Origin of the sequence: Pseudomonas sp. MWU13-2862, from assembly GCF_023242495.1 — a bacterium.
GTDB classification, from domain to species: Bacteria; Pseudomonadota; Gammaproteobacteria; order Pseudomonadales; family Pseudomonadaceae; genus Aquipseudomonas; species Aquipseudomonas gingeri_D.
In genome coordinates this window covers 96,264-111,187 of record NZ_JALMEZ010000013.1, presented here as the reverse complement: position 1 = coordinate 111,187, position 14,924 = coordinate 96,264, and the positions used below count along the sequence as shown (strand labels likewise).

Sequence of the window (14,924 nt, the reverse complement as noted above, 5' to 3'; positions counted from 1 at the left end):
CACTACCAACCCAAGGAAGGGTGCCATGACACTGGAACAGACCTCTTATTCGATTATCGCCGGCCTGATTCTTATCGCCCTCTATCTGGGACGATCCCTGTATGACCGACAACCCGCGGAACTGATCCACGCGGTGATTATCATCACCGCCTGCCAGGGAGTCGTGGCGGCCATCGCGCTGGGTTCACTGACCTATTTTTCCAGCGCCCACGAACTGGGGATTTTGCGAGAACAGAAGGACAGTATCCTGGTCGGCGCACTGGCGCTGACGTGGGTTTCGGTGATCTCCGCCTATTCGAGTCTCATGCAACCCGGGCATCGAGCAAAGTCGTCCGGGAAACCTTGACGCTCAACGCCGGGTCATGAAACCCGAAAGCGCCGTAATCGCCTCGGGCGAGCGCAGCCGCTGGATAAACAACACAGCTTCAGCCTCGACCACCTGGCGCAGTTGCTCGCGATCCGGGTCCTTCATCAATTGCTTGCTGACCTGCACCGCCGCCGAGGCCAGTTGATCGAAGCGCAGCGCCACTTCCCGCGCCTTGGCCAGCGCCAACTCGCCACTGGGCAAGGCCTCGGTGGCCAGGCCCCAGGTCGCCGCCTGCTCGCCGCTGAAGCCCTCGCCCAGCAGCAGCAACTGCGCCGCCCGGGCATGACCGAGCAGACGCGGCAGCAACAGGCTGGAGCCGAATTCAGGGCATAACCCCAGATTGACGAACGGCATGCGCAGACGGGCATCCGCGCTGACGTACACCAGGTCGCAATGCAGCAGCAACGTCGTGCCGATCCCCACGGCCGGGCCCGCAACAGCGGCAATCACCGGCTTGCGGCAATCGAGCAGGCTACGCATGAAGGCAAAAACCGGGCTGTCGAGAGCACTCGGCGGCTCTTCGAGAAAGTCGGCGATATCGTTGCCGCTGGTGAAACACTCACTGCTGCCGCAGATCAACACTGCATTGATCTCGGGATCAGAATCCGCCTCCCGCAACGCCTCGCCCAACTGGCTGTACATGGCGCGGGTCAGGGCGTTTTTCTTGTCGGCACGGTTCAGGCGCAAGGTCAGCAGGCTGCCTTGGCGCTCCAGCACAATCGCGTCAGTCATTGGAACTCTCTTGTTGTGGGGACCCGGCGCTCAGGCGTGCGGCACGAACACATCGGCCAACAGTTGATTGCGCGGCAGCCCGGACAGGTACAGACGTTTGGCAAACGCCTCGACACTCGCCGGGGCACCACAGAGTAGAGCCAGGGTTTGCCGGGAGACAAGACGCAGTTTGGCCAGAAAGTCCGGCAGTTCGGCCCCCGTCACATAGTCGACGCTCAGGTTGGGAACCTGCGCGACCAGTTCATTCAGCGCCGAAGCCAGATAATGCTCGGCACCTTCGTGGGCCAGGTGAACCAGACGGATCGGCCCTTCATGGCCTTGGCGCAGCGCCTCGCGCAACACTCCCCATAACGGCGCCAGCCCCGTACCAGCCGCCAGCAACCAGAGCGGCCGGGCATGCCAGTCCGGGTCGTAATGCAAGGCTCCGCCACGCAATTCGCCCAGGCGAATCGGCGCGCCGAGTTGAAGCTGTCGCGCCGCATCGCTGAAGGCGCCGGGCTGCCGGCAATCAAGATGAAACTCCAGGTAGCGGTCCTCTTCAGGCAAGCTGGCCAGGGAATAAGGCCGGGCGACGCCCTGTTCCGTCCACAGCACCAGATGCTGGCCTGCGCTGTAGCGCAAGGGCCGCTCGGGCAGCAGGCGCAGACGCAGGACCGTCGGGCTCAGCCATTCCAGCTCAGCCACCGTTGCCGACAAACCGTCACGACGCGGGTCGAAGACCTCGACCTGGAGGTCTTCGCGCACCTGGCACTGACAGGCCAGCCGCCAGCCGCGCTCGCGCTGGGCGAAAGCCAGGGCCTCCGGCCGGTTGTCCTGCGGCTCGCCGTGTACGCAACGTACCAGGCAAGCATGGCAACTGCCCGCCCGGCAGCTGTAGGGCACCGCCACGCCTGCCTGGTTCAAGGCATCGAGCAGGTTGCTGCCGACCGCCACCGACCAGCCCCGTTCGCCCACCCGCAGCTCAGGCATCGGTGTATTCCCAGGCCGCGCAGCAGCGATTACGGCCGTCACGTTTGGCGCGGTAGAGCGCCTGGTCGGCGCGCTGCAAGGCATCGTCGAGGTCGTCTTCCACTCCCACCAGCGTCATGCCGACCGACAGGCTCAGGTTATTCACCGCCATCCCCATCAGTTCCACCTGGGTAAAGGCCAGACGCAAGCGCTCGCAACAGGAGGTCAGGCGCTCGGGATCGGCATTGGGCAACAGCAACACGAATTCTTCTCCACCGTAGCGCGCCAGCACATCTCCGTCGCGCACACAGGCCATGGCCACCGCGGCGAACGCCTGCAAGACCTGGTCGCCGGCGGCATGCCCGTGCATATCGTTGATCCGCTTGAAATGATCGAGGTCGATCAAGGCCAGGCCATGGACCACATCCGCGTCCATCAGCTCCAGTTCACGGGAAGCCAGGCGCAGGAAATGCCGTCTATTGTACAGCCCGGTCAGTTCATCGGTCGCCACCAGGTCTTCCAACTGGCGCATCATCCCGCGCAGGGTGTCCTGGTGGGCCTGCAAGGCAAAGCGGCGCTGGCGCATACGCTGACGGGAGGCTTGCACATAGCTGGCGTAGAGACACAACCACAGCAACACGACGAACAGCACGCACACCTGCAGCAACGCCAGACCCGGGTCCGGCAACTGGAAGTGGTAACCCTCCCAGAGATTAAGCGCGGCAAACGAAAAGAACACCAGCACCGCACAGCGCACGAATTTGCGTTGCGGCAGATGAAACATGCCAAACAGCAGCACCAACGGATAAAACACCAGGAAGGCGCCGCGGGCCTGTTCGAGGTTGGCCATCAGGTAGGTCTGCCAACCCAGGCCTACGAGCACCTGCAGCTCGGTCAGGCTGGGATCGCGAAAATGCCGGTTGCGGCCACTGATAAACAGCCAGCCGAGTACGCCCTGGCTGAGAATCACCAGGCCGCTGCCTATCAGGCCCGTGGTTACGCTGGCCTCATAGTTATCGGTGAAAATCGCTACCCACAACAGCGACAACAGCAGTAGATAGGTGCCGGCAGCCAGGGCAAAGCGTTTGCGTAACAGAGTCTGTATGGCTTTATGGGTCAATCTTTGACTCACTTTGCGCTGAGGGCTCAAGGGGTTTCCTTCCCGTACAGGCCACTTGCCACTCTAGTGATCTGGATCAAAAATAACTATTCAATTTTTTGCCACTCGTACACTTTAATCTGGACGAGAGGACAAGATAAGGACGCAAGAAAAGTGCCGACGCTCCTGCGACCTTGGTTTGACCACTGACGGATGTGCCGGGCTCAAGGGCGGGTTATACTGCCGCGCCTTATTTTGTGCCGGTCATGCGTGCCCGGCCCGTCTCAAAAGATGTTTTCGACAGACCAGATGCAAACCGGTCGCAAACACCTTATTTCCATGTTCCCGTCTTTATAGAGGAGCGCGACCCATGACCGTGATCAAGCAAGACGACCTGATACAGAGCGTTGCCGACGCCCTGCAGTTCATTTCCTACTACCACCCCGTGGATTTCATCCAGGCCATGCACGAGGCCTACCTGCGGGAAGAGTCGCCGGCGGCCCGCGACTCCATGGCCCAGATCCTGATCAACTCGCGCATGTGCGCCACCGGCCACCGGCCGATCTGCCAGGACACCGGGATTGTCACCGTGTTCGTGCGCGTGGGCATGGATGTGCGCTGGGACGGTGCCACCATGGGCCTGGACGACATGATCAACGAAGGCGTGCGTCGCGCCTACAACCTGCCGGAAAACGTCCTGCGTGCTTCGATCCTGGCCGACCCGGCCGGTGCGCGCAAGAACACCAAGGACAACACCCCGGCGGTCATCCATTACTCCATCGTTCCGGGTAACACCGTGGAAGTGGACGTCGCGGCCAAGGGCGGCGGCTCCGAGAACAAATCGAAAATGGCCATGCTCAACCCGTCCGACTCGATCGTTGACTGGGTGCTGAAGACGGTGCCGACCATGGGTGCCGGCTGGTGCCCACCGGGCATGCTCGGCATCGGCATCGGCGGCACCGCCGAGAAAGCCGCGGTCATGGCCAAGGAAGTGTTGATGGAGTCCATCGACATCCACGAGCTGAAGAAGCGTGGCCCGTCCAACCGCATCGAAGAAATGCGCCTGGAGCTGTTCGAGAAGGTCAACCAACTGGGCATCGGTGCCCAGGGCCTGGGTGGTTTGACCACCGTGCTCGACGTGAAAATCATGGATTACCCGACGCACGCGGCGTCCCTGCCGGTGTGCATGATCCCCAACTGCGCCGCCACCCGCCACGCGCACTTCGTGCTCGACGGCTCCGGCCCGGCCTCGCTGGAAGCGCCACCGTTGGACGCCTACCCGGAAATCGTCTGGGAAGCCGGTCCGTCGGCCCGTCGCGTCAACCTCGACACCCTGACCCCGGAAGACGTGCAGAGCTGGAAGCCGGGCGAAACCGTCCTGCTCAACGGCAAGATGCTCACCGGCCGCGACGCCGCGCACAAGCGCATGGTGGAAATGCTCAACAAGGGTGAAACCTTGCCGGTGGACCTCAAGGGTCGCTTTATCTACTACGTCGGCCCGGTTGATCCGGTGCGTGAAGAAGTGGTCGGGCCGGCCGGTCCGACCACGGCAACGCGCATGGACAAATTCACCCGGCAGATCCTCGACCAGACCGGCTTGCTGGGCATGATCGGCAAATCCGAGCGCGGCCCGACCGCCATCGAAGCGATCAAGGACTACAAGGCCGTGTACTTGATGGCCGTGGGTGGCGCTGCCTACCTGGTCGCCCAGGCGATCAAGAAATCCAAGGTCGTGGCCTTTGCCGAACTCGGCATGGAAGCGATCTACGAGTTCGAGGTCAAGGACATGCCGGTGACGGTCGCGGTCGATTCCAAGGGCGAGTCGGTGCATATCACCGGTCCGGCCATCTGGCAGAAGAAGATCCACGACAGCCTGGCGGTGGAAGTGCAGTAAGCGCTTTTGTTGCCGGAATAGAAGCGGCCCGGTTGATCCGGGCCGCTTTTTTATTGCCTGGAAAACAGCGTTGGAGCGGCGCACAGGCCTGTAAGACTCAAGGATGGTGGTGAAATTAGAACGCTATCGCCGGCAAGCCAGCTCCTACACTCAGACGTGGCTGGAGGTGGGCCAGACCTGCAAGGTGTCATCCACACGCTTGCGCGCCAGTTCGATCAGGCGCACGACTCCCAGCGCCAGTTTGCGTTTCGAACCGTCAAGTTGGTTGGCGGATTCATAAGCCGTCGCGGCAGCCGACTCAAGGATGTCACACACATCAATCAGCGCTTCTTCGACGCCGTTCGGATGATTCGGTTTACAAGCATTTCGGGTGGGTGGCGACTGTACGCGGGTTAGCAGACCGGGACTCCAGGAACCCAGCGCGCCCGAAGGCGCCCCACGCACAGCTGCCATAACGCATGAAGCGGGCATGAAAAAAGCGCCAGCCAAATGGATATGGGCGCTTTCTGTGCGCCTGGAAGTCAATCGGGCTGCTAAACCCGATCACTGAAATAGCAGTGACGGACCAGAGCCTAGTCCCGTGATTTTCCTGGCGCAAGCGATCTGGATTTTCTAGGAAACTTCAGTCAAGGGAAAGAGAAACGTCCTCCAATAGCCGAAAAACAGCCCCCCATTGCACCTCAATCCAGCGTGCCCACAGTCACCACCGCGCGCATGCACTCGCGCAACCACCCCAATGCCTGATCCCCATCCCGGCGCTGGTGCCAGACAAAAATAAAGTCGAACGAGGGGATTTCGAAAGGCGGCGGTACCACCACCAGCCGCTCATGATCGATATTACGCAAGTTGCGCGAAGCCACGGTCAAAATCAGGTCCGTACCGGCAATCAACTGCGGCGCCACACCCCAATGCGGCAAGCTGATCGCCACTCGCCGACGCTGATGAATCGCACTCAGCGCCCGTTCGATTTCCGCCGTCCCGCTGCCACGCATTTCCAGCAACACATGCGGCCGCGACAGGTAGCCCAGCAGATCAAGCACGCCCTCTGCAGGCAAACTGTCCCGGTCCACCAGGCAGGCGTAGTGTTCGCTGAACAGATGGGTACTGCGCAACGCCGGCGAAAAATCCGGGAACACCCCGGTGGCCGCATCGATATCGCCATTGAGCAACAGCTCCAGCATGCCCTCGCGACTGGCCTGGGTGATCTGCAGGTCGATCCCCGGCGCATCCCGCCGCAACCCCCGAACCAGACCCGGCAACAACATCGCCGCGCCATAGTCGGACATCGCCAAGCGAAACGTGCGCTTGGCCGACGCAGGATCAAAACCTTGCGGAGCCAGCAGGTCCTGCACTCGCCCCAACGCATCGCTCAACGGTAACGCCAGTTCCAGTGCCCGCGCCGTCGGCACCAACCCGCCGCCGACTCGCACCAGCAGCGGATCACCCAGCAAGTCGCGCAGGCGCGCCAAGGCATGACTGACCGCCGGTTGGCTCAGGTGCAGGCGCTCGGCGGCACGGGTCACGTGCTGCTCGGCGAGCAAGGCGTCGAGGATCACCAGCAGGTTGAGGTCGATGCGACGAAGATCATTCATCCGATGCATGTTCTGGATATTTTCTTGGAATTTAAATTTGCCCCGCGAATACCTTAGAGTCCAGCAAAACCTGTTGGAGAATGATTATGAGTACCTTGAGCTGGGCTGGCCTGCTGGCCCTGGCCGCCATCGCCGGCGCAGTCGTGCCGTTTCAGAGCGCAATCAACGCGAACCTCGGCCGCGGCCTCGGTCACCCGTTATGGGCGACACTGGTCTCGCTGCTGGTGAGCATGGCGGTGTTGTTGCCGGTGATGCTCGCACTACGCTTGCCGTTCCCGAACCTGGAATTTGCCACCAGGGCGCCGACCTGGATCTGGCTCGGCGGCGTATTCGGTGTGTGTTTCGTGGCCTTGGCAGTGTTGCTGGTGCCCAAGCTAGGGGCAGGAGGATTTGTCGCCCTGGCGCTGGCCGGGCAAGTGGTCGCCTCTTTGGTGCTCGACCACTTCGGCCTGTTCGGGCTGGTGGAACGCCATATGAGCGTACCGAGAATGGTCGGTGCCGTGCTGCTGATCGCCGGCGTGACGATGATCCAGTTCACCGCCACCCCAAAAAACACTTCGCCAGCCGCCGCCACCCAGCCAAGCCTCAACCTCGCGAAGACAGTTGATTGATCGCCTTGGGATCGAGAATCGGCTGCGGCCCACCATTTCGGGCCACCGCCAACATCGCCCGGCCAATGGTTTCGGTGGTCTGGATGGTGTCCGGCCACAACCGCCGCAACACACTCATCAACGGCCCGGCCAGCGTGTAGACCGCCTGGTAGAGCGCAGTCTTGGAGCGCACGCCATGCAACGGCTGGATCGCACCGGGACGCATCAGGTAAACCGCCTTGAACGGCAAGCGTTGCAAGGCGTTTTCGGTACGGCCCTTGACCCGCGCCCACATGCTGCGGCCCTTTTCACTGCTGTCGGTGCCCGCCCCCGTGACATAGACAAAGGTCATGTTCGGATTGAGCCGCGACAAGGTCTCGGCCGCGGCCAGCGTCAGGTCGTAGGTCACCCGGGTGTATTGCGCCTCGTCCAGGCCCACCACCGAGATACCCAGGCAGAAGAAGCAGGCATCGAAGCCCTGCAACTCGGCCTCGATGCCCTGGTAGTTGAACAGGTCGGCGTGCACCACCTGGCTGAGCTTCGGATCGGTCTGGGTCACCGGCGTACGGCCAATGACCCGGACCTGCTGCACATCGCCCGCCAGCAGGCATTCACGTAATACACCCTGGCCGACCATGCCGGTGGCACCGAACAACAAGACGTTCATGGACGACCTCTCAATGGGTTGGAAATGCTGGCAGCTCGACAGGAGCACTGTAGTCGGCGGCGCGACTGACCTCCAGCCAACGCTCGCCCGCCTCGGCACGGGCGGTCTCGGCCTGCTCGCAGTACTGCAAGGCATCGTTGCCGATCAACAGGTGCAGCGGCAGTTGCTCGTGATAGGCCAGCTTCAGCAGGATCTGCGCAATCCGATCCGGATCGCTCGGCTCATTGCCGGCGTAGGTACCGAGCAATTCCTGGATCGCACCGACGCTAGGCAGGTAGTCGTCGATGATCGTGGGTGTGCCCTGGCCTGCACGCACCGCCCAGTTGGTGCGCATGCCACCCGGCTCCACGGCACAGATCCTGATCCCCAACGGCGCCACTTCCTGCGCGACCACTTCGGTAAAACCACCCACCGCCCACTTCGCCGCCTGATAGGCGCTGAGCCCGGGCATGCCCAGACGCCCACCCACGGAGGAGATCTGCAGGATGTGCCCGCTGCGTTGCGCGCGCATCACCGGCAATGCGGCGCGGGTCATGTTGACCACGCCGAAGAAATTGGTCTCGACCTCGGCGCGGAACGCCTCTGCCTCCGTCTGCTCGAAAGGTGCGAGATGACCGTAACCGGCATTGTTGACCAGTACGTCGAGCCGACCAAAGGTATCGACCGCCACCTTCACCGCCGCTTCAGCCGCCGCTGCATCCGTGACATCCAGAGCCACCACCCGCACCTGATCGCCATAACGCGCCACCAGATCATCCAGCCGCCGTGGCTCCCGCGCCGTCGCCACCAGGCGTTCCCCCGCCGCCAGTACCGCCTCGGCGACATTGCGACCCAAACCGCTGGCACTGCCGGTAATCAACCAGACCTTAGACATGCTTGTACTCCTTACGACTATTGAGATTAATATTGAGTGAGCACTCACTCATTTTCAACGCAAAGCTTCAATACAAGAAACAGCCTCGCCTACTCCTTGGCGGTAGCACTCCAGAACGCCTGGAAACCGGCTTCGGCATAACGCTCGGCCTGGTCGGGTTCGCGGCGGATAAAGTCGATTGTGGTATCGGCCAGGGCGCCCATGATCGCCGAGACAAACGCCGCCGGCTGGTCGCGGAACAGGCCGCTGGCAATGCTTTCCTGCATCATCTCGTTGACCTCGCAGAAGTCCTGCATCCCCAGCAACTTGCTCTGTTCGGTAACCTGCGCGGACATCCCGAGCAAAGCCACCACCTTGCGTTTCTGCGGTTCGGCGACGCCCCAGTCGACATAACTCTGCCAGGCGTGCCGGGCGCGCTTCTTCACCGTTTCCGTGCGCGGGTAACCGGGCATCATCACATCTCGCAACTCGGCCTTGATATGCAGGTAGAGTTCGTTGAGCAACACGTCCTTGGAACTGAAGTAGTTGAACAAGGTGCCCTCGGCGACCCCGGCGAGCCGAGCGATCTTCAGCGTCGGACAACCCAGGCCCTGCTCGGCGAACACCTCGATGGCGGCACTGAGGATGGCGTTGCGTTTGTCTTCACTTTTGGGACGGGCCATGGGGAGCAGCGTTCAACTTATAAATGAGTAATCACTCAATTAAACCTGTCTGAACGCGGGTTTGCAAGCCCGCTGGTCGTGACAGCGCCCTCCCCGACCGGGGAAGGCGCTGGGTGATGGGGTTTTGCCTCAGAACGCGCTGCGGAAAATCTCTTCGATCTGCCGCTGATCCGCCGCCCGTGGATTGGTCAGGCCGCAAGCGTCCTTCAGGGCATTGGTGGCGAGGATCGGGATGTCCTGCAACTTGGCGCCCAACTCCCGCAGACCGGCCGGAATCTCGACATCCTTGGCCAGACTGCGAATCGCCGCAATGGCCGCCTGGGCACCCTCCTCTGCACTCATGCCACGAATGTCGGCACCCAGCGCCTTGGCCACATCACTCAGGCGTTGCGGGCAGACCAGCGCATTGAAACTCTGCACATGGGGCAGCAGCACCGCATTGCACACGCCATGGGGCAAGTCGTAGAAGCCGCCCAACTGGTGCGCCATGGCATGCACGAAACCCAGCGAGGCATTGTTGAACGCCATGCCCGCGAGGAACTGCGCGTAGGCCATGCTTTCCCGGGCCTGCAGGTCGGCGCCATCAAACACGGCCTGGCGCAGGTTGGCGCTGATCAGTTCAATGGCTTTGATCGCGCAGGCGTCGGTGATCGGCGTCGCCGCCGTCGACACATAAGCTTCGATGGCATGGGTCAGGGCATCCATGCCGGTAGCGGCGGTCAGTCCCTTGGGCATGGCAACCATCAGCGCCGGGTCGTTGACCGACAGCAACGGCGTGACGTTACGGTCGACAATCGCCATTTTCACGTGGCGCGATTCATCGGTGATGATGCAGAAACGGGTCATCTCACTGGCGGTACCGGCGGTGGTATTGATGGCCACCAGCGGCAGTTGCGGCTTGGCTGAGCGGTCGACGCCTTCATAGTCGCGGATATGCCCGCCATTGGTGGCGCACAGGGCGATGCCCTTGGCACAGTCATGGGGCGAGCCGCCGCCCAGGGACACAATGAAATCGCATTGGCCAGCCTTGAGTGCCACCAAGCCCTTCTCGACGTTGTCGATGCTCGGATTCGGTTTGGCGCCATCGAACACGACCGAATCGATATCCTGCATCGCCAACAACCCGGCAATCCGTGCGGCGACGCCGGCCTTGGCCAGCCCGGCGTCGGTAACGATCAGCGCTTTGCGAAAGCCATGCTTGCGGATCGCGCCCATGGCTTCGTCCAGGCAATCAATGCCCATGATATTCACGGCGGGAATAAAAAATGTGCTGCTCACAGTAGGTCTTCCTTTAGCTGACGGACTCCCGTCAGCTTCAGTCGAAGACCCACCCCTGACCTTGACCTGACGCAAGGAAAACCTGGATCCACAACACCGTTTGTCAGGCGCCGTTTATCTGGATCAGCCCACGTCGGCGATAAGCCTCGATATCAACGCCAAAGGCCCCGGACGAACAAACCTGGCGAATCGCATAGGGCCGGCCCATGGCATCGAAGGTGCTGTCGGCCAGATCGATAAGCTTCTCCGGGCAGCGCCGCTTGTCGGCTCCGAGAACGCGCAACAGACGCGGCTTGAGTCGATTGCAGGGCGGCGCGCCGAGGATGATCGCGACTTCGTCATTGGTCATCTCGACGATTTCGCCGCTGGGATACAGGCCGATCAGGCGAATGAACGCGCTGACAATCTGCTCGTCGAAATGGCTGTTGGCCGCTTTGAACAGGATGCGCAGGGACTCGAGGGTCGAACGCCCCTTGCTGTAGACCCGGTCACTGCTGATGGCATCATAGGCGTCAGTCACCGCGACGATCCGCGCATAAAAGGGAATCCCCTCGGCACTCAAGCCATGGGGATAGCCCGCCCCGTCCACCCGCTCATGGTGCGACAGCACCACATCGAGTGCCGCCAACGGCACGCCGGTCTGGCTGGTGAGCAAGGTATAGCCTTCCATGGGGTGGTTTTTCATGATGGCGTATTCCTGCTCCGACAACGCCGACGGCTTGTTCAGGATCTCTCCGGGAACCTTGAGCTTGCCGACATCGTGGAGCATGGCTCCGACCCCGACTTCTTCCAGTTCCGAGGCCGGCAAGCCCAATTCGCGGCCCAGAGCAATGGACAGCATTGCCACCCGCAGCGAATGCTCGGCGGTGTAATCGTCCTGGAACTTGATGCGGGTCAGCCAGAGCAAGGCCGAAGGGTTGCGCAGGATACTGTCGACACAGTCCTTGACCACCGCTTTCACGGCGCCAACCTGAATCGGCTCGCCCATCTCTACGGCCTCAAGGATGCGCCAGGACTGTGCCCGGGCCGAGCCCCAGGCGAGCTGAGCCTCGGCCATTTCCACATTGAAGTCGACCGGCTCGGCGAGCACCGGGCATTCAACCGGGCTGTCGGCCGACGGCGTATGAGCACTGGCAACCGCTACCCAGGCATACTTGCAGTTCTCGCGCAGCAACCGCAGTTCCTCCTCACGGCGTATACGGAACTCACGAAAGGAAAAGGTGGTTTCCTCCCACGGCCGATCCAGTGCTTCGATCTGCATGCCGATGGCCAGCCGGGCCACCTCGATCTTGATACAGCCTTTACAGATATCCGGGTCCATTTCACGTCTCCGAACGGATGCGTCAAATAAAGAGTCGGGGGCGACCGCCTGGGACTCAAATCGAGAACTGCGTGACCACCTTGTTCAATTCCACCGCGAGCTTGGACAGCTCATGACTGGCCGCCAGGGTCTGGCTCGCCGCCGATGAGCTCTGGATCGACAGGTCGCGGATACTGATCAGGTTCTGGTCCACCGACCGGGCGACCTGGGCCTGCTCCTCGGAAGCGGTCGCGATCATCAGGTTGCGGTCGTTGATCTCGCTGATGGCCTGGGCAATTTCGGACAAGGCCGAACCGGCTTCATGGGCAATCAACAGCGTCTTGTCCGCCTCTTCATTGCTACGTTGCATCGAGACCACCGCCTGCCCGGTCCCGTTCTGGATGGCACCGATCATCTGTTCGATTTCCTGGGTTGAAACCTGGGTACGGTGCGCCAGGGCCCGCACCTCATCAGCAACCACGGCAAAGCCACGGCCCTGTTCACCGGCCCGGGCGGCTTCGATGGCGGCGTTGAGCGCCAGCAGGTTGGTCTGTTCGGCGATGGCCCGGATCACATCCAGCACCTTGCTGATGTTCTGGGCCTGCTGCGCCAGGGATTCGACTTCCTGCCCGGTGGCCTTGACGGTCGAACTCAGGGTTTCGATGGAGGCAATCGTGCGGTGCACACGGTCCGCCCCGGTACGGGTCGAGACTTCGGAACGCTGGGTGGACTGCGAGGCCGCCACGGCATTGCGGGCCACTTCCTCGACCGCCGCGGTCATTTCATTGACCGCCGTGGCGGCCTGGTCGGTCTCCAGGCTCTGGCGTTGAATACCGCGATTGGACTCGCCGGTCACCGCGCTCATTTCTTCCGCGGCCGACGCCAACTGCGTGGAGGAGTTGCTGATATGCCGCAGGGTATTTTTCAGGCTGGCCTGCATGGCCGCGGTCGAGGCCTGCAGCTCGGCCAATTCGTCCTTGCCGTCCACCTGTACTTCGGTGCGCAGGTCGCCCTCGGCGATCTTCCGGGTCGAGCCGAGCAACAAGCGCAACGGGCCGGTCAGGCTGCGGGTAAAGATAATCGCCAGCAATACCGTCAAGACGCAAGAAACGACAATGATGGCGATAGTCAGATAAAAACCGCCGTCGAACTGCTGCTGGGCCGTGATACCGGACTGCACGGCACCATCGTCATTGATTTTTTCCAGCGCCTCGATGTTGGTTTGCAGCTCATTGACCAAAGGCGGGATCACGTTATTGAGCAGAACAAGCGCCGCTTCGGCCCCCTTCTCGCTGGCGATCTGCAACGTCTCGGCGAGTTTCTGCTCATAGAGGTTGGCATTACGCTGTACCGTCTCGTAGACCGCTTGCTCCTCGGGGCTCGAGACCAGCGGTGCATAGGCCTTGATCTGCTGATCGAGTGTGGCCTTAAGTTCCTGGATACGGGCGGCTTCGGTCTGTTTCATCTGGGCATCGGTGGCCGAGACCAGACGAAAGCTCTCCAGGCGTATCCGATAGAGGGTCAACTCGACCCGCCCGGCCTGTCGCAGGCTGGCCATCCAGTTATCCTGCAAGTCGACCGCTGCCTCGCGAATCAGATGCATTTTCCATAACGCCAGCACGCCCAGGGCAATCAACAGCAGTGTGACAAAGGCAAAACTCAGAAAAGCGCGTGTGGCTATTTTCAGGTTTCTGACTGACATATCGATCACCCTTTATTCGGCATTCCATTGCACTGGAAAAAACACCCAAAAGAGATATCACTACGATATCACTGGAAAAGACACCTCGTGGAAAAAATCTCCCGGCACGGAATGAGGAAATGACTCTAGAGGGCCCGTGTTAAAGTCCACCGTTGATTCTCCTCAGATTTGGCAACCGACGAATGGCAACGATGGAACTCCAGGCATTTGATACAACATTAGAAGACTGGAACGCCCTGCGTGCAGAAATCGCCTGCAGCGGCCTGTTGATCGGCAACGGCGCAAGCCGGGCGATGTGGCAGGCATTTGCCTACGACTCGCTGTTCGAGCTGGCCCAGACCACCCGCAACCGTCCGCTGGGGCTGAGCGAGCTGGCGGTGTTCAAGGCCCTGGAAACCAGCAACTTCGAACAGGTGCTCAGCGCCCTGAAAAGCACCATCCGGGTCAATGCGGCGCTGACCATCAGTTCGTCGTCGCCGCGCAATCGCTACTTCGCGGTCAAGGAAGCGCTGATCCATGCGATCCGCTCGGTGCATATCCCCTGGATGCGGGTGCAGCCCGAGAGCCTGGCGCTGATCAATGCCGAACTGAGTCGCTACCGCACCCTTTACTCGACCAACTACGACCTGCTCACCTACTGGGCGATCATGCAGGCACCCGAGCCGTTCGACGATCTGTTCCGCACGGACGACTCGACCTTCGACCTGGGCGACCTTGATGCCCGTGGCACCCGCGTCCTGTACCTGCACGGCGGCCTGCACCTGGTGAAGAACCTCGACGGCAGCACACGCAAGCTGACCTCTTCGGAAAGCACCCTGCTGGGCAGTTTCGCGATCAATACCCTGGGCGATGTGCCGTTGTTCGTCAGCGAGGGGAATGCGCAGGACAAGCTCAAGGCGATCCGTCATTCGGATTACCTGTCGTACTGCTACGGGCAACTGGCCGGGCATCAGGACGCCCTGTGCATCTTCGGCCACAACCTCGGCGCGCAGGACCGGCATATCGTCCAGGCCCTGCTGGATGCGCGAATCCAGACCCTGGCGATTTCGATCTACCCACGCAGCCAGGCCTTTATCCAGCATCAGAAGCGCCACTTCACCCAGCTGTTCGAGGGCCGGGAAGTGACGCTGCGGTTTTTCGATGCCAAGAGCCATCCGCTGGGTAACCCGCAACTGCAGGTCCCTCCCGAGGCCTGAGATACCCGCCCGATGAACAGCAG

The 14,924-nt window shown here is 61.5% G+C and carries 15 protein-coding genes; 4 read left to right on the top strand and 11 right to left on the bottom strand.

Features of this window, described 5'->3' with window-relative positions:
• Nucleotides 1-25: 25 nt before the first annotated feature.
• On the top strand, nt 26-346 hold the full coding sequence (locus tag M5C56_RS22740; RefSeq protein ID WP_103496652.1) for a hypothetical protein: 321 nt from the start codon (nt 26-28) through the stop codon (nt 344-346).
• Between the two features lie 3 nt (nt 347-349).
• On the opposite strand, the gene M5C56_RS22735 is transcribed toward M5C56_RS22740, so the two are convergent.
• Genes M5C56_RS22735 through M5C56_RS22725 form a run of 3 tightly spaced genes read right to left on the bottom strand, consistent with a single transcriptional unit; the run spans nt 350 to nt 3,167 of the window.
• Nucleotides 350-1,099, bottom strand: coding sequence for an enoyl-CoA hydratase (locus M5C56_RS22735; protein WP_103496651.1), 750 nt, complete (start codon nt 1,097-1,099; stop codon nt 350-352).
• Nucleotides 1,100-1,129: 30 nt separating this feature from the next.
• A complete protein-coding gene (locus M5C56_RS22730; RefSeq protein WP_103496650.1) occupies nt 1,130-2,068 on the bottom strand; it encodes an iron-sulfur-binding ferredoxin reductase in 939 nt (312 codons plus the stop codon).
• On the bottom strand, nt 2,061-3,167 hold the full coding sequence (locus tag M5C56_RS22725; RefSeq protein WP_103496649.1) for a GGDEF domain-containing protein: 1,107 nt from the start codon (nt 3,165-3,167) through the stop codon (nt 2,061-2,063). Before M5C56_RS22725 ends, M5C56_RS22730 begins: the two co-directional genes overlap by 8 nt.
• A 349-nt stretch (nt 3,168-3,516) precedes the next feature.
• On the opposite strand from M5C56_RS22725, the gene M5C56_RS22720 reads away from it, so the two are divergent.
• Nucleotides 3,517-5,040 (top strand): fumarate hydratase, encoded by a 1,524-nt coding sequence (locus M5C56_RS22720; RefSeq protein WP_100938784.1) that lies wholly within the window; start codon nt 3,517-3,519, stop codon nt 5,038-5,040.
• A gap of 150 nt (nt 5,041-5,190) precedes the next feature.
• On the opposite strand, the gene M5C56_RS22715 is transcribed toward M5C56_RS22720, so the two are convergent.
• A complete protein-coding gene (locus M5C56_RS22715) occupies nt 5,191-5,355 on the bottom strand; it encodes a hypothetical protein (RefSeq protein ID WP_247263325.1) in 165 nt (54 codons plus the stop codon).
• A gap of 365 nt (nt 5,356-5,720) precedes the next feature.
• Nucleotides 5,721-6,641, bottom strand: coding sequence for a LysR substrate-binding domain-containing protein (locus tag M5C56_RS22710; protein ID WP_103496647.1), 921 nt, complete (start codon nt 6,639-6,641; stop codon nt 5,721-5,723).
• A 77-nt stretch (nt 6,642-6,718) separates the two neighbouring features.
• Here M5C56_RS22710 and M5C56_RS22705 point away from each other — a divergent pair, with 77 nt between their 5' ends.
• Nucleotides 6,719-7,243, top strand: coding sequence for a DMT family transporter (locus tag M5C56_RS22705; RefSeq protein WP_103496646.1), 525 nt, complete (start codon nt 6,719-6,721; stop codon nt 7,241-7,243).
• Here the strand turns inward: M5C56_RS22705 and M5C56_RS22700 are convergent.
• The 6 genes from M5C56_RS22700 to M5C56_RS22675 form a co-directional block, all read right to left on the bottom strand.
• Entirely contained in the window at nt 7,218-7,889 is a 672-nt protein-coding gene (locus M5C56_RS22700) for an NAD(P)H-binding protein (protein ID WP_103496645.1), read from the bottom strand. The two genes, M5C56_RS22705 and M5C56_RS22700, sit on opposite strands and share 26 nt — an antisense overlap.
• Before the next feature lie 10 nt (nt 7,890-7,899).
• Complete coding sequence (locus tag M5C56_RS22695; protein WP_103496644.1) at nt 7,900-8,763, bottom strand: oxidoreductase; 864 nt, start codon at nt 8,761-8,763, stop codon at nt 7,900-7,902.
• 89 nt (nt 8,764-8,852) lie between these two features.
• Nucleotides 8,853-9,425 (bottom strand): TetR/AcrR family transcriptional regulator, encoded by a 573-nt coding sequence (locus M5C56_RS22690; protein WP_103496643.1) that lies wholly within the window; start codon nt 9,423-9,425, stop codon nt 8,853-8,855.
• 129 nt (nt 9,426-9,554) lie between these two features.
• Nucleotides 9,555-10,703, bottom strand: coding sequence for an L-threonine dehydrogenase (gene yiaY, locus M5C56_RS22685; RefSeq protein WP_103496642.1), 1,149 nt, complete (start codon nt 10,701-10,703; stop codon nt 9,555-9,557).
• Nucleotides 10,704-10,806: 103 nt separating this feature from the next.
• Nucleotides 10,807-12,024 (bottom strand): HD-GYP domain-containing protein, encoded by a 1,218-nt coding sequence (locus tag M5C56_RS22680; protein WP_103496641.1) that lies wholly within the window; start codon nt 12,022-12,024, stop codon nt 10,807-10,809.
• Between the two features lie 55 nt (nt 12,025-12,079).
• Nucleotides 12,080-13,705: a methyl-accepting chemotaxis protein gene (locus M5C56_RS22675; protein WP_247263324.1), complete on the bottom strand. Its 1,626-nt coding sequence runs from the start codon at nt 13,703-13,705 to the stop codon at nt 12,080-12,082.
• A 191-nt stretch (nt 13,706-13,896) separates the two neighbouring features.
• Here M5C56_RS22675 and M5C56_RS22670 point away from each other — a divergent pair, with 191 nt between their 5' ends.
• Complete coding sequence (locus tag M5C56_RS22670; protein WP_103498161.1) at nt 13,897-14,901, top strand: DUF4917 family protein; 1,005 nt, start codon at nt 13,897-13,899, stop codon at nt 14,899-14,901.
• The last annotated feature ends 23 nt before the right edge of the window (nt 14,902-14,924 follow it).